This is a genomic window from Burkholderia sp. IDO3 (genome assembly GCF_003366075.1).
Classification (GTDB): domain Bacteria; phylum Pseudomonadota; class Gammaproteobacteria; order Burkholderiales; family Burkholderiaceae; genus Burkholderia; species Burkholderia anthina.
In genome coordinates this window covers 1371707-1395284 of record NZ_CP028962.1, presented here as the reverse complement: position 1 = coordinate 1395284, position 23578 = coordinate 1371707, and the positions used below count along the sequence as shown (strand labels likewise).

The 23578-nt window shown below is 67.1% G+C and carries 19 protein-coding genes; 3 read left to right on the top strand and 16 right to left on the bottom strand.

All coding sequences use genetic code 11. From position 1 onward, the window contains the following. Positions 1–94: 94 nt before the first annotated feature. Positions 95–1951, bottom strand: coding sequence for an alpha/beta hydrolase (locus DCN14_RS06460; protein WP_096498967.1), 1857 nt, complete (start codon positions 1949–1951; stop codon positions 95–97). Between the two features lie 595 nt (positions 1952–2546). Here DCN14_RS06460 and DCN14_RS06455 point away from each other — a divergent pair. Both DCN14_RS06455 and DCN14_RS06450 read left to right on the top strand, forming a co-directional pair. Then, complete coding sequence (locus DCN14_RS06455) at positions 2547–3806, top strand: oligosaccharide flippase family protein (protein WP_096499323.1); 1260 nt, start codon at positions 2547–2549, stop codon at positions 3804–3806. Between the two features lie 491 nt (positions 3807–4297). Next, positions 4298–6499: a glycoside hydrolase family 3 C-terminal domain-containing protein gene (locus tag DCN14_RS06450; RefSeq protein ID WP_096499325.1), complete on the top strand. Its 2202-nt coding sequence runs from the start codon at positions 4298–4300 to the stop codon at positions 6497–6499. Between the two features lie 77 nt (positions 6500–6576). Here DCN14_RS06450 and DCN14_RS06445 read toward each other — a convergent pair whose 3' ends face one another. Beyond that, positions 6577–7824 (bottom strand): NAD(P)/FAD-dependent oxidoreductase, encoded by a 1248-nt coding sequence (locus DCN14_RS06445; RefSeq protein WP_096498969.1) that lies wholly within the window; start codon positions 7822–7824, stop codon positions 6577–6579. Positions 7825–7934: 110 nt separating this feature from the next. On the opposite strand from DCN14_RS06445, the gene DCN14_RS06440 reads away from it, so the two are divergent. Then, on the top strand, positions 7935–8654 hold the full coding sequence (locus DCN14_RS06440) for a methyltransferase domain-containing protein (protein WP_096498971.1): 720 nt from the start codon (positions 7935–7937) through the stop codon (positions 8652–8654). A 44-nt stretch (positions 8655–8698) separates the two neighbouring features. Here the strand turns inward: DCN14_RS06440 and DCN14_RS06435 are convergent, their stop codons facing one another. Genes DCN14_RS06435 through DCN14_RS06370 form a run of 14 tightly spaced genes read right to left on the bottom strand, consistent with a single transcriptional unit; the run spans position 8699 to position 23575 of the window. Further along, entirely contained in the window at positions 8699–9133 is a 435-nt protein-coding gene (locus DCN14_RS06435; RefSeq protein ID WP_096498973.1) for an excinuclease ABC subunit A, read from the bottom strand. A gap of 11 nt (positions 9134–9144) precedes the next feature. Beyond that, entirely contained in the window at positions 9145–9567 is a 423-nt protein-coding gene (locus DCN14_RS06430) for a signal peptidase (protein WP_096498975.1), read from the bottom strand. Positions 9568–9599: 32 nt separating this feature from the next. After that, the gene (locus DCN14_RS06425; RefSeq protein ID WP_096498977.1) at positions 9600–10838 is read right to left on the bottom strand and encodes a beta-ketoacyl-[acyl-carrier-protein] synthase family protein; all 1239 of its coding nucleotides are present in this window, start codon (positions 10836–10838) and stop codon (positions 9600–9602) included. Further along, positions 10835–12064 carry a beta-ketoacyl-ACP synthase gene (locus tag DCN14_RS06420; protein ID WP_096498979.1) on the bottom strand — a complete coding sequence of 410 codons (1230 nt, stop codon included), beginning with the start codon at positions 12062–12064 and terminating at the stop codon, positions 10835–10837. The genes DCN14_RS06425 and DCN14_RS06420 overlap by 4 nt, the downstream gene beginning before the upstream one ends. Further along, positions 12064–12789: a 3-ketoacyl-ACP reductase FabG2 gene (locus DCN14_RS06415; RefSeq protein WP_096498981.1), complete on the bottom strand. Its 726-nt coding sequence runs from the start codon at positions 12787–12789 to the stop codon at positions 12064–12066. The genes DCN14_RS06420 and DCN14_RS06415 overlap by 1 nt, the downstream gene beginning before the upstream one ends. After that, the gene (locus tag DCN14_RS06410) at positions 12786–13289 is read right to left on the bottom strand and encodes a hotdog family protein (protein ID WP_096498983.1); all 504 of its coding nucleotides are present in this window, start codon (positions 13287–13289) and stop codon (positions 12786–12788) included. Before DCN14_RS06410 ends, DCN14_RS06415 begins: the two co-directional genes overlap by 4 nt. Before the next feature lies 1 nt (position 13290). Further along, the gene (locus tag DCN14_RS06405; protein ID WP_096498985.1) at positions 13291–14478 is read right to left on the bottom strand and encodes a beta-ketoacyl-[acyl-carrier-protein] synthase family protein; all 1188 of its coding nucleotides are present in this window, start codon (positions 14476–14478) and stop codon (positions 13291–13293) included. Further along, the gene (locus DCN14_RS06400) at positions 14475–16883 is read right to left on the bottom strand and encodes an MMPL family transporter (RefSeq protein ID WP_096499327.1); all 2409 of its coding nucleotides are present in this window, start codon (positions 16881–16883) and stop codon (positions 14475–14477) included. The genes DCN14_RS06405 and DCN14_RS06400 overlap by 4 nt, the downstream gene beginning before the upstream one ends. Further along, positions 16883–17551 carry an outer membrane lipoprotein carrier protein LolA gene (locus DCN14_RS06395; protein WP_096498987.1) on the bottom strand — a complete coding sequence of 223 codons (669 nt, stop codon included), beginning with the start codon at positions 17549–17551 and terminating at the stop codon, positions 16883–16885. Before DCN14_RS06395 ends, DCN14_RS06400 begins: the two co-directional genes overlap by 1 nt. Then, positions 17542–17970, bottom strand: a complete 429-nt coding sequence (locus DCN14_RS06390; protein ID WP_096498989.1) for a thioesterase family protein — start codon at positions 17968–17970, stop codon at positions 17542–17544. Before DCN14_RS06390 ends, DCN14_RS06395 begins: the two co-directional genes overlap by 10 nt. Continuing rightward, positions 17967–19577: an aromatic amino acid ammonia-lyase gene (locus tag DCN14_RS06385; RefSeq protein WP_096498991.1), complete on the bottom strand. Its 1611-nt coding sequence runs from the start codon at positions 19575–19577 to the stop codon at positions 17967–17969. The genes DCN14_RS06390 and DCN14_RS06385 overlap by 4 nt, the downstream gene beginning before the upstream one ends. Further along, a complete protein-coding gene (locus DCN14_RS06380; protein ID WP_096498993.1) occupies positions 19564–21270 on the bottom strand; it encodes a glycosyltransferase family 2 protein in 1707 nt (568 codons plus the stop codon). The genes DCN14_RS06385 and DCN14_RS06380 overlap by 14 nt, the downstream gene beginning before the upstream one ends. Further along, a complete protein-coding gene (locus DCN14_RS06375) occupies positions 21267–22958 on the bottom strand; it encodes an AMP-binding protein (RefSeq protein ID WP_096498995.1) in 1692 nt (563 codons plus the stop codon). The genes DCN14_RS06380 and DCN14_RS06375 overlap by 4 nt, the downstream gene beginning before the upstream one ends. After that, a complete protein-coding gene (locus DCN14_RS06370; RefSeq protein ID WP_096499329.1) occupies positions 22955–23575 on the bottom strand; it encodes a hypothetical protein in 621 nt (206 codons plus the stop codon). The genes DCN14_RS06375 and DCN14_RS06370 overlap by 4 nt, the downstream gene beginning before the upstream one ends. Between the last annotated feature and the right edge of the window lie 3 nt (positions 23576–23578).

The following is a 23578-nucleotide window of genomic DNA, read 5'->3' as shown; positions in this document are numbered from 1 at the left end:
CATCCATACCGGATTGGACACCACGCCGGCTCGCGCGTTTGTGAGCGACCCCACCGAACGCCCATCTCCATCCGAACCGGGATCGCGCCCGACATCACGACCGGCCGACCGGCACCCCTGCGTACGACCGCCCGGCCGCCTCCGGCGCGGCCTGATCGGCGATACGCGCGACCGGCCAGTCCGACTCGTGTGCCAGCGCCTGCGTGCACAGATCGATCACGACGTCCGTGCCCACCGCGCCGTACACCGCGTGGTCGACCTGGGCATCGAGGTGCAGGCGCACGTGGCGTGAGCGCCGGAATGCGTGCTCGATCGCGCCGAAGTGACGCCGGACGTCGTCGATGCCGGGATCCAGTGCGCCGTACACGAGCATCGTCCATACGTTGCGCTGCGCGAGTTCGCGCATCACCCCGCGCGGCGTGTCGATGCGCGGCTTCCAGCCGACGCGCGCCGCGATTTCCATCACCGGCACGCTGACGCGCGCGACGGCATTCGCGGCCACCGCGCGCACGATCGGCCGCAGGTCGCGCCGCTCCAGCACGAATCGTTTCCACTTCCGCCAGTCGCGCACCGACAGCCAGTAACCGCGCACCGAGTTGTTCCGCTGCTTCTGCACCGCCTCGAGCGAGAGCCCGGCCGGCCATACGAAGCGGGCGAGATTGACCGCGATCACGCCGCCGAGCGACGGCGTCTTCACCGCCGCGTGCAGCGCCGCGTATGCGCCGGAACAGATGCCGGTCGCGACCACCTCCGGATAACCGAGCGCGCGCAGCCAGTCCGCGGCGGCGGCCACGTCGTCGACCGATTGCGTCGAGTACACGACCCCCGACTGATCGTCCAGCGCAATGCGCCCGCTGTCGCCGACGCCCTGCACGTCGATCCGCAGCGTCGTCACGCCGACGCGCGCGAGCGTGCGGGCGAGGCGCACGCTGAAACGCCCTTCGCCGCTGCGCGGATTCGTCGACGTGTTCGCGATCACGACCGCCGGGCCGACCGGCGCGGCCGGCCGCGTGTCCGCGGGACGGCACAGCACGCCGACCAGCCGGTCGGGACCGACCGCGACGACCTGCTCGGTCATGTCGTTCATGTCGAGCGCGACGGCCGACTCGCCGTTCCACGCCGGATCCGCGTGTGCGCGCGTTTCGTCGGCAGCCGGCGTGCTCAGCGAGCGTTCGACGATCCAGCTCACGACCGTGTCGATCGCCGTCAGCGGCAGGCGCGAGCGGGTGCCGTCGAGCATCGTCGTCGGCCACTCGCGAAACGGTTCGCTCGTCACGTTCACGCCGCGCGCGAGCAGCGCGTCATGCAATGCCGGCCCGTCGCCCTGGTCGGGCTGGATCAGCAGCATCGCGCCGGGCAGCGTCGGCGCATCGCGCACCACGTCGCACAGATCGACCGCCTTCAGCGCATCGACCAGATCGTTCGGGAAGCGATGACCGAGCACGTTCATGCAGGGTTCGTCGCGATGCGCGGCGCGGATCGCGGGCGACGTGGTATCGAGCCACTGGCGATGCACGAACGACAGCTCGCGCAGGTAGGCGCGGCCGCGCACGACCGGCGACAGCGCGACCAGCCCGTCGACGCGCGGCGGCGGGCGCGGGCCCACGCCCGCGGCGGCCAGCATCGCGAACAGCGCGCCCGCGCGGACGCCGACGAGCGTGAGCCCGGTCACGCCGACCTCGTCGCGCAACAGGTCGATCGCATCGTGAATGCTGTCGAGGGTGGCGGCATGCCGGCCTGCATCGCGGTCGTCGCCCGCCGAGTCGCCGGTACACGGATAGTTGAATCGCATCACCGTGACGCCCTCGCGAGCCAGACGCTCGGCCATCGCCCGCATCAGCTTGTGCGTCCACGAAGCCTCGTGACCCAGCGATTCGCACAGGATCACGCCTTGTCTCGTCTGTCCTTCGTGCAGCCACCCTACGCAGCTGCCGAACGTTATCGGCTTCAATCGGTACTCCTCGGATCGGTATTTGTTATCGGATACGCGTACGCGTTCCGGCCCCATCGGAATGCGCGACACCGCCGCTCATGCGGCTGCCGGACGAACGCACGGCAGCACGGCGACGGATAGCCGCCGCGCCCCTGCGCGGCCCGCCTGCCCTGCTTCATGCGCTCGCCGTCCTGCTCATGCAGTGCGGAAGCGTCTTGTCTTGCGCACTCGCGCGTGCCGGCCGTAGCCGTGCACGCTGTCCGTCATGAACGAAAACAGTGCGTTGATTAGATCATCCGGCCCGAGCGGGCTTCGGTGCGCCAGCTTACAAATGCATTCCCCACTGTCGCGACACAACGACATACTCGCCGGCACGATTGCCTCCGCGCGCACGCACGGAATCGACGAACGGTAGGCTCGCGAACACAGGCGCATCCGTCGGCCCGTATCATGACCGCCAGACGATGTGGCCGTGCCCGGCGTCGCCGGACGAAAACCGGCGCCTGTCGGCGCGGGCCGCGAATCCACGCAGCCGCGTCAGGCCGGCCGGCCGCGCGAGCGCACGGCGGCCCCGATCCGCCGCCATGCGACACCCACGGCGCCGACCGAGCGAATGTCAAACCTCAAGAAGAACTTCCTGCTGCTGCTGACGCTGCAGATTTCGATGTATGCGGTGCCGCTGCTGATCGCACCGCTGCTCACGCACGCGCTGGGCCCGGAAGGCTACGGACAGCTCGCGTTCTCGCTTGCCGTCATCGCGTATCTCACCAACTGCACGAGCTACAGCTTCGACCTGACCGCCACGCCGCGCATCGCGCTCGCCCGCGACAACCGCGCCGAACGCTCGCGTATTTTCTGGGCGACGCTGTACGCACAGATCGGCATCGCGGTGCTCTGTTTCATCGTACTGGTCGTGCTGACGCTCGTGGTCCGGCGCTTCGGCGACGATCGCGACCTGCTGCTGATCGGTTTCGGCATGGTGGCCGGCGTCGCGTTCACGCCGGGCTGGTATTTCCAGGGGATGGAGAAGCTGCGCGCGTTGAGCGTGATCCTGTTCGTCGGCCGCATCCTGAGCCTGCCCGCGATGTTCGCGCTCGTGCACAGCCCGGCCGACATCGACCGGGCGATGATCGTCAACGCCGCCGTGCCGACGCTCTCCGCGGTCGCGCTGGCCCTCTACCTGTTTTTCCATCGGGAAATCGACTTCGTTCGCGTCGGCTTCGACGACATCGCCGAATCGTTGAAGGGCGGCTGGCAGGTGTTTCTCGCATCGACGTCGATCGCGTTCTACGCGTCGACCAACACCGTGCTGCTCGGCTTCGTGTCGGGCAACGTCGCGGCCGGCTACTTCGCCGCCGGCGACAAGCTGATTCGCGCGGCGCTCAGCATGCTTCAGCCGCTGAAGGCCGCCACTTATCCGCGCATCAACTATCTGATGCGGCATGCGCGCAACGACGCGTTCTCGTTCCTGCGCAAGCTGTTCGTCGTGCAGGTCGTGATGGTGCTCGGCATCTCGCTCGCGATCTTCTTCGGCGCGCCGCTCGCCGTGCGCATCCTGTACGGCCCGTCGTACGAGCCGACGGTCCAGGTGCTGCGCTGGATGGCGTTCATCCCGTTCATGGCCGGCATGACCGATCTGTTCGGTGTGCAGACGATGCTGCCGCTCGGCATGAAGTCGGCATTCACGCGCATCCTGATGTCGTCCGGCGTCGTGAACATCGTGCTGGTGCCGGTGCTCGCAAAGTACTTCGCCGAACTGGGCGCGGCCGCCGCCGTGTTGCTGGCCGAGGCCGCGGTCGCCGCCGCGCTCGCGACCGTCGTCTACCGCGCCGGCATTCCGCTGCCCGGCAGTCCCGCCGCGCGACGCGCGTAGCCGCCGGACGGCTGCCCGCATCCCGCCGGCCCGCATTCGATGCGCACGCAACGAGCGTGGCATGCGGATATGCTCGCCCGTTGCCTGCCGCTCCTCTCGTCGCCCGCTTCCGAACGCTTGCGCGCAGGTACTTCTTACTCTGCTGCGCACGCACATCGGGAACGATGACCGCGTTTTTCCCGCGTCGCGCCACCCCGTCGAATAAAGATCGTACGTATCAGTAGAAACACCGATGCTGTAGTCAAACTACATTCGTACGATTAGTCGCTGCAGAGAATCGCTACATCCGATTCGGCAGTGTCGGGCGGTCCGCGTCGCCGTCCGCATGGTTCGATCGGGCCCAACCGGCCGTAACGATTCCCCGCCTGGCCTGGCATGCCGACGCGCAACCACCCTGCATCGCCAGCCGAATGCGTTCGATGCGAATCCATCGGACCTGCGCAGCTCCAGACATCATTCGAACAACCGGCAATACGATCATGGAGAGCAACATGCGGGACACACTCTGGCCGGCCGCCGTGCTGGCAGCGACCCTCTGCACCAGCGTCTATGCGGGCAACGCCGATTTCAATTCACCGGGCGACGCCGCCGACGCGTTCGCGTCGTCCGCCGCGCAGCGGCGCGCCGACCTGCTCGTGCGCAAGATGACGCTCGACGAGAAACTTCAGTTCATCCATTCGCAATACGAAATGTCTCAAGTGCCGGGCGGCGGTGCCGGCTATATCCAGGGTGTGCCGCGGCTCGGCATTCCCGACCTGAACATGGCCGACTCGTCGACCGGCTCCGGCAGCACGTCGCTCGCCAGCACGACCTTCCCCGCGACGATCGCGGTGGCCGCGAGCTGGGATCGCCGGCTGTCGTACGACTACGGCAAGCAGATCGCGATCCAGTTGCGCGCGCAAGGGTTCGGCATGGGCCTGGGCGGCGGCACCAACCTCGCGCGCGAACCGCGCGGCGGCCGGCTGTTCGAGTATCTCGGCGAGGATCCGCTGCTTGCCGGCGATCTGCTCGCCGAACGCACGCTCGGCACGCAGCGGCAGAAGGTCATCGCGACCATCAAGCACTACGCGGGCAACGAACAGGAACATGGCCGGATGGGCGGCAACAGCCAGATCGACGAGCGCACGCTGCGCGAGCTCTACCTGCTGCCGTTCGAGATCGCCGCGAAGCGCGGGCAACCCGGCAGCGTGATGTGCAGCTACAACCGCCTGAACGGCGCGTATGCTTGCGAGAACAATCACCTGCTCAACGACGTGCTGAAGAACGACTGGGGCTTCCAGGGCCAGGTGCAGTCCGACTGGGGGGCGACGCACAGCACCGCCGCCGCGATCAACGCGGGACTCGACGAGGAAGAGGACGTCGGCCCGACCGTCTACCTGACGCCGGCCGCCGTCAAGCAGGCGATCGCGAACGGCTCGGTGTCGACCGCGCGCCTCGACGACATGGTGCGCCGCAAGCTCGCCGTGATGATCCGCGTCGGCGTGATGGACGATCCGGCCAAGGGCGGCGGCACCATCGATTTCGCGGCCGCGAACCGGTTCGCGCAGGGCGTCGCCGAGCAGTCGATCGTGCTGCTGAAGAACGACGGCAACCAGTTGCCGCTCGTGGCTTCCGCGCTGTCGCGCATCGCGGTGATCGGCGGCCATGCCGATGCGGCCGTGCTGTCCGGCGGCGGTTCGGGCAATACGCGCGATCCGGTCACCGGGTCGTTCGCGGGCTGCGGCGGCCTCACGTTCGGGTCGTCGACGGGCTGCAGCTGGTGGCGCAATCCGTGGCTCAAGGTCGACGTGCCGATCGTCGCGGCGATCCGCGCGCTCGCCCCTGCCGCACAGGTCACGTTCGCCGGCAACAGCGATCAGCAGTCGCCGTTTCGCGCGTACACCCAGCAGGAGATCGACCAGGCCGCGGCGCTTGCCGGCCGCTCGGACGTCGCGATCGTCGTGGTCGCGCAGCCGGCCGGCGAGGATTTCGGCGATCTGCAGAGCCTGAGCCTCGCGAATCCGTCGAATCAGGACGCGCTCGTCGAAGCCGTGGCGCGTGCGAATCCGCACACGATCGTCGTCGTCGAGAGCGGCAATCCCGTGCTGATGCCGTGGAAGGACAACGTCTCGGCGATCGTCGACGCGTGGTATCCGGGCGAAGCCGGCGGCAAGGCGATCGCGAACGTGCTGTTCGGCGCGGTCAATCCGTCCGGCAAGCTGCCCGTCACGTTCCCGGCGCGCGACCAGGACACGCCGACGTGGGGGCAAAACGGCACGTTCGAGAACGATCCCGTCTACGCGGAGAAGCTCGACATGGGGTACCGCTGGTACGATGCGCGCAACATCAAGCCGATGTTCGAATTCGGCTACGGGCTGTCGTACACGCACTTCGCGTATTCGGGGCTGTCGGTGTCGCGGCAACGGGACGGCTCGCTGAGCGTCGCGTTTACCGTGCGCAATGACGGCCGTGTCGCGGGCGCGGAAACGCCGCAGGTCTATCTCGGCGTGCCGTACAAGGACGAACCGCCGAAGCGGCTGGTCGGCTGGGACAAGGTCCGGCTGAATCCGGGCGAGGCGCGGCACGTGCACGTGAGCGTGTCGCCACGGATGCAGAGCGTGTGGGACACGTCGCGCAACGGCTGGAAGGTCGTGCCGGGCGGGACGGTGTATGTCGGCGCGTCGTCGCGCGATATCCGGCTGCAGGGTCGCTGAGCAAGCGGTAGGTGAGCGGGTAAGCCAATGGTGGGCGCCGGGCGAGACATCGCTCGGCGCCCACCCTGACGCGTCGATTACCCGAGGCCGCCGGAGCGACAGAATTCGGCGAGCACGTCGAGGCCGCGCGCCGGCTCCCTGACGAACGGATTCGACTCGTCCCACGCATAGCCGGCCAGAATCGAGCAGACCATGCGCTTCACGTCGGATGCCTTGTCCTCGTGAAACACGACGTCCTGCAGCGCGCCGGAATACCAGCGCTCGACGAAGGCGCGGAACGTGTCGATGCCCTTGCGCAACGCGACGTCGTAATCGCGCACCCAGTCGACCGTCTCGCCGCGCAACTGCCGTTCGAGCGCGGCGACCGCCAGATGGGCCGACCGCAGCGCGATCGTCACACCCGACGAGAAGATCGGATCAAGGAATTCGCCTGCGTTGCCGAGCAGCGCATACCCCGGGCCATGCAGGCGCTCGACATTCGCCGCATAGCCCGCGATGCGGCGTACCGGCATCACGAACGGCTTGCTACCGATCAGCCGCGACAACGTCGGCTCGCTCCGAAGCAATTCGCGCAAGCACGCTTCCTGCTGCGCTTGCGGGACGTCCAGAAAAGCGGCATCGGCCACGCAGCCGACCGACGAACGCCCGTTCGTCAGCGGAATCATCCAGAACCACACGTCGCGTCGCTCCGGATGGACGGCAATGCAGATCTTGTCGCGATCAGTCTCCCCGGCCGGCAGGCTGTCTTCCACGTGCGAAAAAATGGCTGCGCGTGTCGGCAAGCCGGTTGGCGCCTCGAGATCCAGCAACCGCGGCAACACGCGTCCGAATCCGCTCGCATCGAGCACGAACGACGCGTGAACGGAATATTCATGGCCGGCTTCATCGACGACATCGAGCCGCGGCGTGTCGCCGGGCTGGAAAGCGTGCACGGCATGGCCAAATCGAACGTCCGCGCCCTGCTCCGCCGCGCGACGGATCAGCAGATCGTCGAACGCTGCGCGTTCCACCTGATAGGCTGTTCCCCAGCCTTCGGAAAACTTCTCGCGGAAATCGAATGACGATATCCGGTCGCGATAAACGAAATACGCACCATTCTTGAACTGGAAGCCGGCCTCGACAACCGCCTGCAGCATGCCCGCCTCTTCGAGATACTGCATGCTCTGAGGCAACAGGCTTTCTCCGATCGAGAAGCGCGGAAAATGCTGGCGCTCGAGCACCAGCACGGAACGGCCCGCCCGGCGCAGTAGCGCGGCCGCGACCGCGCCAGACGGTCCCGCCCCGATGATCGCGACGTCAATGGAATTCGATTTCATTTCACTCATGCTTGCCAACCCATATCGATCGACTGGTTATCTTGCGTTTCTCGCGCCACGATCTGGCGTTGCAAACTACAATAGCCGCTCAACAAATCCAACATTCCGACGAGAGGCCCATGACGTCCTGCCGCACGCACGCCCCCGCCTATGTTCCCGAAACCCGCTTCGGCATCTGGTTTCTTCGCACGCATACCTGGGAGCATCACGTGCTTAGGGTCGCCATCAACGATCTGATACAGCTCATCGCCGCGCCGCTGCCGAAGGCCCCCGTCATCCTCGATGCGGGATGCGGACAGGGTAAGTCGTTCCGCCTGCTCGGCGAAGCGTTCTCGCCCGGCAAGATCGTTGGCATCGATTGCCACGAAGACTCGCTCGTGCATGCGTCGGAAGCGGCGCGGCGCTGCACGGCGCCCGTCGAACTGCATCATGCGGACTGCACGCAGATCCCGCTCGCCGATGCGAGCGTCGACATCGTGTTCTGCCATCAGACCTTTCATCATCTCGTCGACCAGGAGCATGCGCTGGCCGACTTTCACCGCGTGCTGAAACCCGGCGGGCTGCTGCTGTTCGCCGAATCGACCGACGCGTACATCAAGTCGTGGGTGATCCGGCTGCTGTTCCGTCATCCGATGGACGTGCAGAAAAGCGCCGACGGCTACCTTGCGATGCTCCGCGATGGCGGATTCGCGTTCGATGCCCGCAACGTATCGTTTCCGTACCTGTGGTGGAGCCGTGCGAAAGACTTCGGACTCCTCGAACGCATGGGCCTGTACACACCGAAACCCGGCAAGCGCCGCGAAACGCTCGTCAACGTTGCCGCGCGCAAGCCTGCCTGAACAACGGAGGCCGCCGTTCGGCGGCCCCTTGCGCCACGCGCCAGTTACGGTTCCAACGTGACGACCTCGCCCGTGAGCGCCGCACCCGCCACGATCGCACCGGCCCCGCACGTGTACTCGGTCGTGCTGGAGCGCGACACGTTGCGATAGTTGCTCCTGATGCCAACGACAGCGTTGCCGCCTTCCTTGCGTGCGCGCGCCTGAAGCTCGATCACGGCCGACAGGAACACGTGCTCGCACGCTGCCTCGTCGCTCTTGCCGAACGCGTTGGTCTTCTTGTTGGTCGCAAACGATCCGTACGACTTGATCACGCGCGGATGCGGCTGGTCGCCGAAATAGAGCACAACGCCGTCATCAAGCTTGCCCGCCTCGCTCTTCAGCGCGGCCGCGATCGGATAATCTCTGATCGTATCCCGTGCGTGCGCGATCGAGGTTGTAAGCGTCGCGCCGAGCAGCACGAGTGCAATGCGGTATTTCACATGTGCCCCCGTTATTGCGCGTTCAATTGCACGACCTCGCCCGACACGGCGATCGCGCCTGCGCTACCGCTCACGCCGCACGTATATTCGGTCGTCGAGTCCGAGCGCTTCTCATGAAAACGCGTCGTCACGTTGATGACCGCATTCCCGCCATGATTCTTCGCATAGATGCGAAGACGGTTCAGCGCTTCGGCCAGCGCCTGATCGCAAGTCGGCTGCTCGCTTTCCAGGCGGCGCACGCGCACCGATTCCGAACGAGGACCGATGCTGGTCTTGACGTCAGGGTGCGGCTGCGCACCGAAATAGATTGCGACGCCGTTCGTGTCCGGCGCCGTTGCCGTCGCCGGCAGAGGCAGCGAACGCACCACGGTACCACAGCCCGTCAGCAGCGATGCGGCGACCAGCATGCCGGCCAGGTGTCCTTTATGCTTCATTGTTATCGTCCCCTCAGTTCAGTAGGTTCACTTCAATCGCCCTTCCAGGCGTCCAACAACACACTTGCGCAACTGCCGCCGAACCCGAACGACACCGACAGCGCGCGTTCGACCACGAATTCGCGTGCAGCGCGCACAAGTGGCAGGCCCGCGAGCGCAGGATCCGGTTCATGACCAACGTCCGTACCCGCGACGAAACCGTCGCGCATCATCAGTAGCGTATAGATCGCTTCATGCGCACCGCTCGCGCCGAGCGGATGCCCCGTCATGCCTTTCGTCGACGAGAATGCCGGCACATCGCCGCCGAATACGTCACCGAGCGCCTTCAGCTCCTCGAGGTCGCCGCGCGGCGTCGACGGTGCGTGCGTATTGACGTAGTCGGGCCGCCGTCCACCGCCGGCGAGCGCGGCGCGCATCGCGCGCGCGATCCCCGGCGCATGAGGCGTCGCCATGCCAGCGTTGTCCGTGCATTGGCCGAACCCGCCGACCTCCGCGTAGATGCGTGCGCCGCGCGCACGCGCATGCTCGAGCGACTCGAGCACGAGCATGCCCGCACCCGATGCGATCACGAAGCCGTCGCGACCGAGCGTATACGGGCGCGACGCGCGGTCCGGCGTGTCGTTGAATCCGCTGGACAACGCCCCCATCGCGTCGAACATCAGCGTCATGTTGTCGTGCAGCGCCTCGCTCCCGCCGGCCAGCACGATGTCCTGGCACCCTGCGCGAATCAATTGCGCCGCCTGCCCGATCGCCAGTGCCGCGCTCGTGCAGGCGGACGACGGCGTATAGGACACGCCCTCGATACCGAACAACTGCGCAACGCATGCCGACGCCGTGCTGCCCATCGCCTTCGGGACGACGTAGGGCGGCGTCTTGTCGATGCCGCGATGGTGCGCGATCGCCATCGCATCATCGTAATCGGCCATCGATCCGATGCCCGATCCCACGATCGTGCCCGCGCGCGGCGAATGCAACATGCCGGCGTCGAGGCCCGCATCGTCGAGCGCCGACGCGGTCGCATGCGCGGCAAAACGCGCCGTATCGCCCATGAAGCGCTCGTGCTTGCGTGCGAATCGCGGCGCCACTCCGACAGACGCAACCCCGGCGATCTGACTGCGGAAGCCGCGCTCGCGCCACGCGTCGACGCGGCTGATGCCCGAGCGGCCGGTACGCAGCGCGTCCGATACTTCGCCGAGCGAATTACCGAGGCACGATACGATCCCGATCCCCGTGATCACCACGCGCGCCGCCGCTCTACCGGGCGCCGTCACGCGACGACCCGCCGAAAGATCAGCGACGTGTTGATGCCGCCGAATGCAAAATTGTTGCTCATCACGAATTCCGCATCGATACGGCGGGCATCGCCGATGATGTAGTCGAGCTGCGCACAGGCCGGATCGACCGTATCGAGATTGAGCGTCGGCGCATACCAGTTGCGCTTCATCATCTCGATCGTCCACCACGCCTCGAGCGCGCCGCACGCGCCGAGCGTGTGGCCCACGTAGCTTTTCAGTGAACTGATCGCCATGCGCTCGCCGAATACCGACGCCGTTGCATGACTCTCAGCGACGTCGCCCCGATCAGTCGACGTGCCGTGCGCGTTCACGTAGGCAATCGCGCCGGCACCGAGCGTCGCATCGCTCAGCGCGAGACGCATCGCAATCGCCATCGTCTCCGCGGTCGGCTGGGTGATGTGCGCACCGTCCGAATTGCAGCCGAAGCCGACGATCTCCGCATGAATCGTCGCGCCGCGCGCGACCGCATGCTCGTACTCCTCGAGCACCAGCGTCGCCGCGCCCTCGCCGACGACCAGACCGTCACGCGCGGCATCGAACGGGCGTGGCGTCAGGTTCGCGGCATCGTTGCGCGTGCTGGTCGCATAAAGCGTATCGAACACCGCGACCGCCGGGCCGGACAACTCCTCCGCGCCGCCGGCCAGCATCAGCACCTGCTTGCCCGTCGCGATCGCCTCGTACGCATAGCCGATCGCCTGGCTGCCGGACGCACACGCGGACGATGTCGGCACGATCCGGCCTTTCAGATCCCAGAACAGGCTGACGTTGACTGCCGTGGTATGCGGCATCATCTGCACATAGCTGTTCGACGTGACGTCCCGCATCGAGCCCGTCTCGATCATCGTGCCGAATGCGCGGATCGGCTCGACCGATCCAGACGACGAGCCGTACGCGACGCCCATCCGGCCGTCCCGAATCGACGCATCGTCGGACAGTCCCGCATCCTGCAACGCCAACTCGCTCGCACGCACCGCATACATCGACACGGGCCCCATCGAACGCGTCTTCTTGCGCGGATACGTGCGCGGCAGCTCGAATGCCGGCAACGGACACGCGAGCCGCGTATGCAGTGCCTCGTAGCAGTCCCATTCAGGCATGCGCCGCACCGCGTTGCGCCCTTCGCGCAAACGCACGTCGATTTCAGGCCAGCTTTGACCGAAGGCGGTTACACCGCCCATCCCCGTCACGACCACTCGCTTCATCACACCATCCCGCCGTTGACGCCGATCACCTGTCGGGTAACGTAAGTCGCCGCATCCGACATCAGGAAGCCGACCACCGCCGCGACTTCGTCGGGCTGGCCGACGCGGCCCATCGGCACGGTCTTCAATGCATGGTCGAGCGGCACGTCGTCGAGCATGCCTGTGTCGATCAACCCGGGCGCGACGCAATTGACCGTGATCCTTCGTGACGCCAGCTCGACCGCCAGCGCCTTGGTCGCGCCGATCAACCCGGCCTTCGCGGCGCTGTAGTTGACCTGGCCGCGATTGCCCATCACGCCCGACACGGACGCGATCGTCACGATGCGGCCGCCGCCACGCAGGCGCACCATCGGCATGGTCAGCGGATGGACGACGTTGTAGAAACCGTCCAGGCCAGTCTCGATCACGATGTCCCAGTCCTCGCCGGACAGCGCCGGAAACGCGCCATCGCGCGTCACGCCCGCGCTGCAGACGATCCCGTAGTACGCGCCGTTCGTGTCGACGTCGGCCTCCAGCTCGCGCCGGCACGCCGCGCGGTCGCGCACATCGAACTGCAGCACGCTTGCCGTGCCGCCCCGCTCGCGAATCGTCGTGGCCACCGCTTCGGCGGCATCGCGGCCGGTGCGGCAGTGCACCGTCACGGCGAAGCCGTCGGATGCCATCCGCAGCGCCACGGCGCGGCCGATGCCGCGGCTCGCGCCTGTCACGAGAACTCGCCGAGTCATGAATTGAAGCTCCCTTCGATAAAAGATTGAAAATCGTTCGGCTGGTACACCTTGACGACGGCCTCCGCACAACACCGGCCTTCGGCATGAATCGCGCATTCGTATGCGCCATGTCCCTCGTCGCCGCGCAGCAGTTCCCGCGCGCCGATGCGCAGCACCGTGCCGGCGTCGAACGCCGCGCGATGCGCGACATAGCGGTTCGCGCCGAGCAACACACCCGGCTTCGCACGACCGCCCGCCTGCGCGGCAAGCAGGCCGACATGCGCGGCGATCGCCTGCGCCATCAGCTCGATGCCGATCCAGGCCGGCATCGCGCCGTTACCGTCGGCGTACCACGCATCGCGGCATGCACGCGCACTCACCTCGATGCCGGTTTCCGAACAGCGTTCGATCGCGTCGAGCAGCAGCATCGTGCCGCGATGCGGCAACACGTCCCGCACGTTGCCGACGGGAATGTCCGCGCCGCCGTGCAGCGCGTCGGTCAATGGTCTGGCGTGCATGTCAGCCTCCCAGAATCAGGCTGGCATTGCTGCCGCCGAAAGCAAACGAATTGCTCATCACATAACGTCCAGTTGCATCGCCAGTCAGATGGCGCTCGCTGTCGACAAGATCCAGTGGGGGTAGCGCCGGGTCGTTCTCACCGTCCCATACGTGCATCGGCAGCGCGATCCCGCGAGCCAGCGCCAGCCAGCCGAACCCCAACTCGGTCGCACCCGCCGCGCCGAGCATGTGACCCGTCAACGGTTTGGTCCCGCTCGCCGGCACGCCGTGCGGAAACACCCGCGCCGTCACGTTCGCTTCCATCTCGTCATTCAGGCGCGTCGCCGTCGCGTGCAGGTTTACGTAGCTGATCGCGGACGACGCGACGCCGGCGTCCGCGAGCGCGGCGCGCAGCGCGTCCTCCGCGCCGTGGCCCACCGGGTCCGGTGCCGAGATGTGGTGCGCATCGCTCGACTCGCCGACGCCGGCCAGCCGGACCTCCGCCTCGTCGCGACTCATCACGAACAGCGCGGCGCCTTCGCCGATATTGATGCCGTCGCGGTTCCGGCTCATCGGGTTGGTCCGGTCCGGGCTGACCGATTCGAGCGATGCAAAACCCTGCAACGTCAGCTCGCACAGAGAATCCGCACCGCCGACGACAACCGCGTCGCATAGCTTCAACCGCAGCAGTCGCCGTGCGGCCGCGAACGCCTTAGCACTCGACGTGCAGGCGGTCGATAGCGTGTAGGCCGGGCCGGTCACACCGAGTACCGCGCGCACGAACGGCGCGGCCGTGCCGATTTCCATTTGTCGATAATCGAATCCGGCGGGCATCACGCCCGTCGCGGCGCGCTGCGCGAACGCCCGCTCCGCCGCCTGGATACCGGACGTACTCGTGCCCATCACGACGCCGATCCGCCGCGGACCGTAACGCGCGATCGCCGCATCGACGCGGGATCCGATCTGCGCCAGCGCGGCCAGCAACAGCCGATTGTTCCTGCAGTCGAAATGCGCGAGTGATACAGGCGGCGCGACCTCGAGCCTCGACCGCACGCGCCCGACCCAGCCGCCACCGGCGACATCGGTGCGCGGAGCCATGCCCGCTGCGACGCCGATGCGTAGTGCGTCGACAATCTCGTCGGTCGTCGCGCCAAGCGCATTGATCATGCCGGGCGCGGACAGATAAACCGGCGTCTGTTTCGAATTCATGCGCGACACTCCTTCCCGGATGGCGTGGCGAGCGGCGCGAACAGCACCGAGAATACGATGCCCATCGCGAGCGTCGTGCCGAAGCTGCGCAGCGCGGGCATCGCGCTCGCCCCGAGCATGCCGAACGACAGCAACGTCGTGGCCGCCGACAGCAGCACGCCGGTCCATACGGCGCCGAGACCGGCCATGTCCCGCATGCAGCCTTCGCGAAGGAACACCGCATAGTTGGCGCCCACGCCAAGCACCAGCATCAGCGCGAGCCAGTTGAACAGCGTGAGCGGCACCCGTGCATAGCCGAACGCCGCAAGCGTCAGTGCAATGGCGAACACGACCGGCAGTGTCGTCGCGATGCCGCCGCGCACACCGTATCGCCACATCAGCAGCGCGGCGACCACGACGAGCGCGCCGGCCAGCCACAGGCCGCTGTCGACCCGGTAGGCGCCGAACAGACGCGACACGCTCGCGGCCTTGTCGACCCACGACACACCCGGCAGCGTGCGCGCGAGCGCGGCGAACGTCGCCGCATTCGTCGCGTCGACCCGCTCCGGAATCGCCAATGCCGCATCGACGGGACCGGCGCCGCCATCGATTCGACCGAGCCACAGATGTCGGAACGGGGCGGACCAGCGTGCTGCCAGCCACGTGTCGACGGACAGCGTCGCAGGCGTCTGGCGAGAAAACGCGTGAATCCACTCGTCGACAACCTCGTCACGGAAGCCCGCGTGCACGAGTGCCGCGCGCAGCGTCGCGGCATCGCCAAACACGCGCTTGTCCAGCACGGCCCGATCGCGGGCCTGTCGTTGCGCCGAAGGCACGAACGTCGCGATCGACTGGACGCGGCCGGCCTGCTGCCGGTCGAGCGCCGCGATCAATGCTTCCGAACGTTCGAGCACTTCTTCCTGCGACGCGCCCTGGACGACGAAGAACTGCGCGGTGTTCGCCAGCCCGACCGCCGCACGGATATCGTTTTCCTGTCGCGCCAGGCTCGCATCGCGCTGGATCAGCAGATGAATGTCGTCGTCGCTTTTCAACACGGCCCATCCCGGAATCGCGACCAGCGCAACCAGCACGGCGACGGCCACCGCGCGCCGACCGGCCAGCAGCGACTGCCATCCGCCCAGCAAGCGGGCGGCACCCGAGAAAACGCGGGACGGCACGCGCCGCGGGCCTTGCGTCAGCACGAGCGGCAAAAAGCCCGTTACGGCCGCGAACGCACTGAGGATCCCGACGATAGCAAAGCATGCGATCTGCTTGAGCGCGGGGAACGGCACCCACATCAAAATCGCGTAGCCGAGCAAGCTGGTCGCCAGCGCCACCGCGAGCGCAGGCCGCACCGCCGCCGCGCCGCGCCGCGCATCCCATTGCCGCCCGGCCGACAGGTACGCGACGAAATACTGGATCGAGTAATCGACGGCCTCGCCGATCAGGCTCACGCCGAACACCAGCGTCAGCAGATGCAGCTTGCCGAACACGAGCAGCGTCGCCGCCAGCGCGCACACGATGCCGAACGCCGTCGATGCGAACGCGAGCACCAGCAGGCGCGGTGAACGGAATACGCTCATCAGTAACAGCGCAATACCAGCCAGCGACGCCGCACCGATCACGTGCACGTCGCGCTCGGCGCTGGCGCGCGCCGCTTCCGCATAAAACACCGCACCGGCCCGGTCGACGCGAACGCCCGGGAAATCCGCCGCGAGCGCGCGCTCGGCATCGAGCGTCGCGACGCGAACCGCGTGCTGGATCTTCGTTTCGTAGGCCGATCCCGGCAGCGACGTCATCACGAGCACGCCCGTTGCTCCATCGCGATGCGACACCAGCATGCCGTCTTCGAGCGACAGGCTCGACGCCGCGAGCGGCAGTTCGCCGAGCCAGTGCTGCAGCCAGCCGAACGGATCGTCCGCCACGCTGGTCTGCAGGCCGTCGACGGGCGGCGCATAGAGCCGCCGGACGAGCCGGTCGCCGAGCGTGGCGTCGCCCTGTTCGAGCGACCGGCGATCCGTGCCCGTCAGCAGACCGAAGCGGGCCGGCATGTAGGTGGCTGCGATCTGCGACAGATCGAACGGTGGCACCTCGACCGTCACCGAGCGAAATGCGCCGCTGGCGTCGAGCCGCGCGCCGAGCTGCTTTGCGGCCGCCTTGGCGCGAGCGGCGTCGCGGTCGGTCACCAGATAGACGGTGCGATTGCCGAGCGCATCGCCGAGCATGTCGACGGCGCGTTCTGCAACCGGATTCGCTTCCGTCGCCGGCAACAACGCAAGCAGGTTCGTCTGCAACGGCGCGGACCCGCTGAAGCGCCACAGGATGTACGCGATCGCAACCAGCGCGACGGCGAGCCATGCCGCGTACAGCGCGCGCCGGCGAGCACGCTCTCCGGATGCTGCGATCACGTCGCGCGCCGTATTCATCATCGGGCCTCCAGCCACCCGCGCTCGACCGGCGCGAGCGCGTCGACCGGCGTCGGCCGGGCGAACTCGAGCACGGTCACGTTGCCGTTCGCGAACGTCATGTCGAGCTTGCCGAGATACGCGCCGCCGCTCATTTCGAGCACGCGGATCGCCTGTGCGAGCTGCGGCTGATTCGGCCGCAACACCATCCGCCACCGCTCCGGCGCGCCGCTCGCCGCAACGTCGAATTGCGCATACAGTGCCGACAGATCACCGCCGAGCATGTCGCGCATCATGCGCGACACTTGCGCGACGCCACGTCCGCCGCCGCCAGGCGCGACGAGACGACCGTCCGTGCCGACCTCGCGCACGCCGCCGTCGGTAATCACATAAGTGGCTTTGTAGGGCGTTTCGATTCGCCAGATGACGCCCGAGTTACGATCGAACAACATCGAACCGGTGCTGACGAGCGGCTGCTTCATCGCCGACAGCGTCTGGGTCTGCCGAAAATCCGCGCGAATCGCGCCGATTCGCGCCAGCCGCGTCGCGATATCGGAAACGAGCGCGGCATTTCCCTGCCGCACAGTCGCGGCAGGCGCCGGCGCGGCCATCGCGTCGCCGCCGGCGAGCATCACGCACGCGACGAGCATCATCGTCGCAAGCCGTCCGTCGTTCAACTTTACGCCCATTGCGCGCACACCCTTTCGATCAGGGCCGGCGGCGACACGAACTGCAGTTCGCGTGTCGTCGCGTCGATCGCCAGTTGCACCGTGTAACCCTTCGTCAAACGCTCGCCGGAAGCGGCATCGACGATTTCGTAACCGATCTTCAGCCGGTTCTCGAATTCGAGCAGTGTCGCGCGCACGTCGAGCTGCTGACTGTAATGTGCGGGGCGGACGTACTTCAGATGCGCTTCCACCACCGGCCACATGTAGCCCGACGCCAGCATCGCCGGATAGTCGTAGTCGATCATCCGCAGCAACGCCGCGCGGCTGCTTTCGAAGTACTTCAGGTAATGGCCGTGCCAGCAGACGTTCATCGCATCGACATCGTGAAACAGCACCTCGACGCGTGCGGTCGCGGTCAGCAGCGGATGCGTCTCGCTCATGCGGCCTCCCCGTGAAGGCATCCGCCAAGCGGATCGCCGATCGGCCCGCATGCCGCAAGTCGCGCGGTCAGCGCGCGCAACTCCGCCTCGAGCGGCCGGTCCTCGACCACCGGCGGCGATTGGCGGCCCACGTCGTCTATGAACGCGCGAAGCGCGGGCGAAAGCTGCGTCCGCGGGTCGTCGCGCAGCCGCAGCCGCACGGCCTGCACGGTCGCGAGCACGTGCGCCGAGGCAACCTGCTCGGTCAGGGCCAGCACGCGCAGGCAGTCGCGCGCGGCGATCGTTCCCATGCTGACCTTGTCCTGATTGTGCGACTCCGTCGAGCGCGAAAACACGCTCGCCGGCATCGTGTGTTTCAGCGCCTCGGCCGTCCATGCGGACGACGATATCTGCACGGCCTTGAACCCGTGGTTGATCGCGGCCCGTTCCGGGGCAGCGCCCGTCAGGTTGCGCGGCAGTCCGTTACTGAACTTGTCGTCGACCAGCAGCGCGAGCTGACGATCCATCAGGTCCGCGAGATTGGCCACCGCCGTCTTCAGCGCATCCATCGCGAACGCGATATGACCGCCGTAGAAATTGCCGCCATGCAGGACGCATCCTTCGTCCGGATCGATTAGCGGATTGTCGTTCGCACTGTTCAGCTCGTTCTCGATATCGCGGCGCATCCACGACAATGCGTCGCGCGCCACGCCGATCACGTGCGGCGCGCACCGGACCGAATAGCGATCCTGCAGGCGACGCTCCGGCAATTCGTCGCGCCCGGCCAGATCTGCCCGTATCCATGCGGCCACCTCGGCCTGCCCCGCGTGCGGTTTCGCGTCGAACAGCCGCGCGTCGAAGTGCCCCGCCCGCCCGTCGAGCGCGACGGTCGTCAATGCCGTCAGGCGGGCCGCCATTCGCGTCAAGTGATCGGCGCGCGCAAACGCGAGGCATGCCAGCCCGGTCATGACCGCCGTGCCGTTCATCAGCGCCAGCCCTTCCTTCGGCGCGAGCGTCAACGGGATGCGATCGATCGCGCGCCATGCGTCCCCCGCGTCCCGCTCGTCGCCAGCAAACGATACGGTGCGCTCGCCGATCAGGGCCGCGGCGACGTAGGACAGCGGCGTCAGGTCGCCGCTTGCGCCAACCGAGCCTTCCGACGGAATGCGCGGCAGAATACGGTGATTCACCAGATCGGCCAACCGTTCAAGCAGCGTGAATCGCACGCCCGAGTAGCCGAACGCGAGCGAATTGAGCCGTGCGACGATGACGGACAACGTTTGCGTCGCGTCGAACCAGTCGCCCATCCCGCATCCGTGATAGCGGGTCAGCTGCAGCGGCAACGCTTCGACGAGCGGCGGCGGCACCTCGACCACGCACGCGTCGCCATAGCCTGTCGTGACACCGTACAGGGTGCCGCCGTTCGCGAGATAGTCACGCAACCAGGTTGCGCCGCGCTCGATCCGCGCACGCCATGCGGGCCCCGCATTCAGCGCGACCGGTGCACCGTCGCGGGCAATCGCGACGACGTCCTCGATCGTCAGATGCCGGTCGCCGATCACGATGGCAGGCCGGTCCGTATCCACCGCGGCGGTTGCCGCGACGTTCTTCATGTCATGTTCGGCCACGCGGACCTCCGTTGGGCCGCGCCCAAAAATCGAAGAAGTTGAACCATTGATAGGGAGCCTTGCGGCAATAGTGCTCGAGCCGCGCGGCATAGCGCTGCGCCCACGCGGCGACATGGCTGGCGCGCTCTCGGCGCGGCAGCTCGATGCGGTCAGCGAACGGCTCGAAATAGAGCCGGTAGCCGTGCTGCTCCTTCAGGCAGAAGAACAGGTAGACCGGGCAACCGAGCGCGTGGGCGAGGATGTACGGGCCCTGCGCGAACGAGGCCGTCGCGTCGAAAAAGCGCGCGTCGACGGTTTTACCGGAATCGTGCGGCGGCACGCGGTCGCCGACGATCACGAGCAACTCGCCCGCATCGATCCGCGACTGCATCATCATCGCCGTATCCGGGCCGAAGTCGGACACCTCGACGAGCTGCTTGCCGAATTCCCGGTTCGCGCCGGCAAGCACGCCGGTAAAGCGTTTCGCATGCTCGGTATAGACGATCGCCGTCACCTTCGCATGCGCATCGCGCAACGCGAGCGCCCGCGTCATCTCCAGGTTGCCCAGATGCGCGCCGATCACGAGCGCGCCGCGTCCGCTCGCGGCAAGCGCATCGAATGCGGACGAATCGTCGAAACTCACGTCGAGTTCGTCGAGACGGCCGGACCAGGCGACGAATTTGTCGAATCCCGCCTGCGCGAAGGCAAGCATGTGCCGATACGCGCTGCGCCAGCCCGGCTTCGGCACGGCCACCGCTTGCGCTTCGCGCAGGCGCGCGAAATACGCATGCGATGCGGTGCGCGCCGCGCGGTTCGTCAGCAAGAAATAGCCGACGACCGGATGCAGCCAGAACGACGTGAAGCCCTTGCCGAACCAGCGGCAGCTCAGCGCCAGCAACGCCATCCCGATACGGCTGCCGCGTTCCGGCATGCGCCACCATGCGCGCGTGCGGTTCGCCGGCAACGCGTCGCGTCGTTCGACGAGCCGGCGCGTCAGTAACATCGGCGCGCGCACGAGCATCCCCGCGACGAGCCGCGCATGACTCATGCTGATGCGCACGTTGTCGCGCCAGACGTCGAAATGCGATACGCCGTCGGCCGGGTAGACCACGCGCGTCGGGATCGTCCTGAACGCCAGGCCACGCCAGTGAAGCCGGACCAGGATTTCGCTGTCGAAAGCCATTCGCGTCGGCATCGACACCGCGTCGATCAGCTCGCAGACGGCATCGACCGGATAAAGACGAAACCCGCACATCGCATCGGGGATATCCAGCGACAGCGTTTCGATCCACACCCATGCGTGCGTCAGGTAGCGGCCGTAAAGACGCGCCTTCGGCACGCTATCGTCGAAACGCGGCCGCCCCAGAATCACGGCATCCGGCTCGATCTGAGCAGCCGCCACGAACTTCGGCACATCAGCGGCGTCGTGCTGGCCGTCGGCGTCGATCTGGATCGCGTGCCGATAGCCGCGTGCGTGCGCGGCGCGCAATCCGGCCATGACCGCCGCGCCCTTTCCACCATTGGTGGGCAATTGCAGCAGCGTCATGGACGCGGCGTACTGCTCGGCCAGCGCGGCCAGCACTCGACGGGTCGACTCGTCGCTGCCATCATCCACCACCAGGATCGGCAGACCGTGCACGGCGAGGCGCGCCAGCATTCCGCCGATCGCGTCACGATGGTTGTAGATCGGAATAACGATGCAGGTACCGCTCATCTCGCCGCCGCGCCATAGACCAACACGCCCGACGTGCATTCCCGGCCGCCGCACCGGAACGCGAAGCGCGCGCATCCGCGCGCCGGATCGTGCGCGATACGCAGCGCCAGCACCGCGCCGGGCGGCACCGGTGCCTTGAATTTCAGGTGTTCGACCGAGCGGATTTCCCGCACGCCCGGTATTTCGCGACCGGCAAGCCGCGCGGCCCAGTCGATCTGCACGACGCCGGGCAGGATCGGCAGCCCTGGAAAATGCCCTTCGAAATGCGCCAGTGCGGGCGGCACGCGCAGTTCATAATGCAGCGCGTCATCGTCGCTGCGCCACGACGCGAGCAGCTCGAAACCCTCCGGCGCGACCTTGAAGGCCGCCGCCAGCACGGCCGCCGGCAATTTCCCGCGCGTATCGAACGGCATCGCGTGCAGGAATCGCCAGTAGCGCGGCAACGCGGCCGCATCGACATAGGCGCCGAGCGCATGCCGCAAAGTCGTGGCGACCGCGATCCGGCCGTCCGTGACCAGCGCGTCTCGCCCCACCGCGCTCAATACCGCGACGACGCCGACATGGGCGCGCGTCGTGCCGTCGACCACCACCGCGGCCGCCTGTTCGACGTATGCATGTGCGAGTATCCGCGCCTCGAGTTCCGGCAGCGACACGCGCTTGCCGTCGAGTTTGACGACGCGGTCGCGTCGTCCCACGAGCGCGAAGCGCCCCTGTGCGTCGAATCGCGCGGTGTCGTCGGTGCTATGCCAGCCATCGTGACCGAGATGGCCAGAGCGAACGCACAGCACACCGTCGTCGTCACAGCGCACGTCGACGCCGGTCAGCGGCTGCCACGCGGGCGAGACGTCCTGACGCCGCCATGCGATGCCGCCGGTTTCGGTACTGCCAAAGATCTCGAGCGGCGCGGCGCCGAACGCGTTCGAATACGCCGCTGCCGCATCGGCCGGCAGCGGGCCGCCCGACGAGAAGAACGCGCACGGCGCGGGCTCCTGCATCGGAAAACCGGACAATGCCGGCCAGCGCATCAGTTGCGACGGCGTCGAGACCACGACGACGACGCCATACGCGGCGAGCCGCTGCTGCAGTTGCAGCGGCTCGAGCACCGGCGTCCGGTCGAACGCGCGCCCCGCCGCCAGCGGCCACAGGATTCTGAAGAGCAGCCCGTAGATGTGGTGATGCGGCACGCTCGACAGCGTCACGGCCGCACCGATCCGGTCGCCCCATTCGCGTTGCAGCGTACGCACTTCGGCATCGAACTGCGCAAGCGACTTCCGCACCGGCTTCGCGGTGCCGCTGCTGCCGGAGGTGTAAAGCGTCACCGCGACGGCCGCGTCGATCGGGCAACCGGCGACGGCAGGTTCGCGTTCCGGGTCGTGCTCGCACGCGGCCAGTGCCGGCGCATCGAGCACCAGATCGTACGCATGGGCGAGATCGCGGAGATAGCCTGGCGCGTTGCTCGCCGGAATCACGACTTCCCCATGCGCCGCCACCGCAAAGAAAGCGCACGCGAAATCGTACGGATCGTCCGTGCAGATCGCGACCCGTCGCGCGCCGCTCGCCTGCATCATCCGCGCGATGGCCCCCGCGCGAGCGCGCAGATCGCCGAGCGTCAGCACCTCCGCGCCATTGCGACACACCGCCGTTGCATCATCTGCCGCGGCACATAGCATCTCGTGCAGAGCGATCATGCGACACCCGTTCGTTTCCGTCTGGCCGCGACGACGACGCTGCGCCACAGCCACTCACCCGCGAGCAACGCGCCGATCAGCACGTACGCGACCAGCCCGTTGTAAAGCGCCCACGACGCCCGGCTCCAGCAGAGCGCCGTGTAGACCGAAAAACCGCCGTTCACGATGAAGAATACGCACCACACCTGGGTGACGCGGCGCGTGTACCGGACGATTTCCAGGCTCGGCTCGGGATGGGTCAATCGTGCGAATTTCTCTATCATTGTCGGGCCGCGCCGGAGCGTCGCGCCGAACGCGACCAGCAAACCGGCACTCACGCATGCAGGATAAAGATGAAGAAGACGTTCGCTGTCGGTCACGGCAATCGCGGCGGACAACACGGTCAATGCGCCGGCCACGCACCAGTCAAGCGTTGTGATCCGTTTGAGCGTTTTCGCGAGCGTGCCCTTGCCGATCATACGTTGGAGCCACAGCAACGCGACCAGCAGGCAGCCGACATAACGCGGCGACATGTGTTGCCACGCAAACAGGATGACGAGCGGATAGGCTGCCACCAGCGCCGCCCTCGCCGCGACGCCTGCGCAGCGTAGCAAGCCGGTGCAGGTAGTCGCGCGCATGCC

What these genes read in the sequence shown, in the direction of transcription:
- DCN14_RS06445 (WP_096498969.1), bottom strand. Translation starts at nt 7,824, where the DNA reads ATGAGTGAAATGAAATCGAATTCCATTGACGTCGCGATCATCGGGGCG.
- DCN14_RS06405 (WP_096498985.1), bottom strand. Translation starts at nt 14,478, where the DNA reads ATGAATTCGAAACAGACGCCGGTTTATCTGTCCGCGCCCGGCATGATC.
- DCN14_RS06370 (WP_096499329.1), bottom strand. Translation starts at nt 23,575, where the DNA reads ATGCGCGCGACTACCTGCACCGGCTTGCTACGCTGCGCAGGCGTCGCG.
- DCN14_RS06415 (WP_096498981.1), bottom strand. Translation starts at nt 12,789, where the DNA reads ATGACTCGGCGAGTTCTCGTGACAGGCGCGAGCCGCGGCATCGGCCGC.
- DCN14_RS06420 (WP_096498979.1), bottom strand. Translation starts at nt 12,064, where the DNA reads ATGAAGCGAGTGGTCGTGACGGGGATGGGCGGTGTAACCGCCTTCGGT.
- DCN14_RS06440 (WP_096498971.1), top strand. Translation starts at nt 7,935, where the DNA reads ATGACGTCCTGCCGCACGCACGCCCCCGCCTATGTTCCCGAAACCCGC.
- DCN14_RS06400 (WP_096499327.1), bottom strand. Translation starts at nt 16,883, where the DNA reads ATGAATACGGCGCGCGACGTGATCGCAGCATCCGGAGAGCGTGCTCGC.
- DCN14_RS06410 (WP_096498983.1), bottom strand. Translation starts at nt 13,289, where the DNA reads ATGCACGCCAGACCATTGACCGACGCGCTGCACGGCGGCGCGGACATT.
- DCN14_RS06390 (WP_096498989.1), bottom strand. Translation starts at nt 17,970, where the DNA reads ATGAGCGAGACGCATCCGCTGCTGACCGCGACCGCACGCGTCGAGGTG.
- DCN14_RS06395 (WP_096498987.1), bottom strand. Translation starts at nt 17,551, where the DNA reads ATGGGCGTAAAGTTGAACGACGGACGGCTTGCGACGATGATGCTCGTC.
- DCN14_RS06450 (WP_096499325.1), top strand. Translation starts at nt 4,298, where the DNA reads ATGCGGGACACACTCTGGCCGGCCGCCGTGCTGGCAGCGACCCTCTGC.
- DCN14_RS06455 (WP_096499323.1), top strand. Translation starts at nt 2,547, where the DNA reads ATGTCAAACCTCAAGAAGAACTTCCTGCTGCTGCTGACGCTGCAGATT.
- DCN14_RS06375 (WP_096498995.1), bottom strand. Translation starts at nt 22,958, where the DNA reads ATGATCGCTCTGCACGAGATGCTATGTGCCGCGGCAGATGATGCAACG.
- DCN14_RS06380 (WP_096498993.1), bottom strand. Translation starts at nt 21,270, where the DNA reads ATGAGCGGTACCTGCATCGTTATTCCGATCTACAACCATCGTGACGCG.
- DCN14_RS06430 (WP_096498975.1), bottom strand. Translation starts at nt 9,567, where the DNA reads ATGAAGCATAAAGGACACCTGGCCGGCATGCTGGTCGCCGCATCGCTG.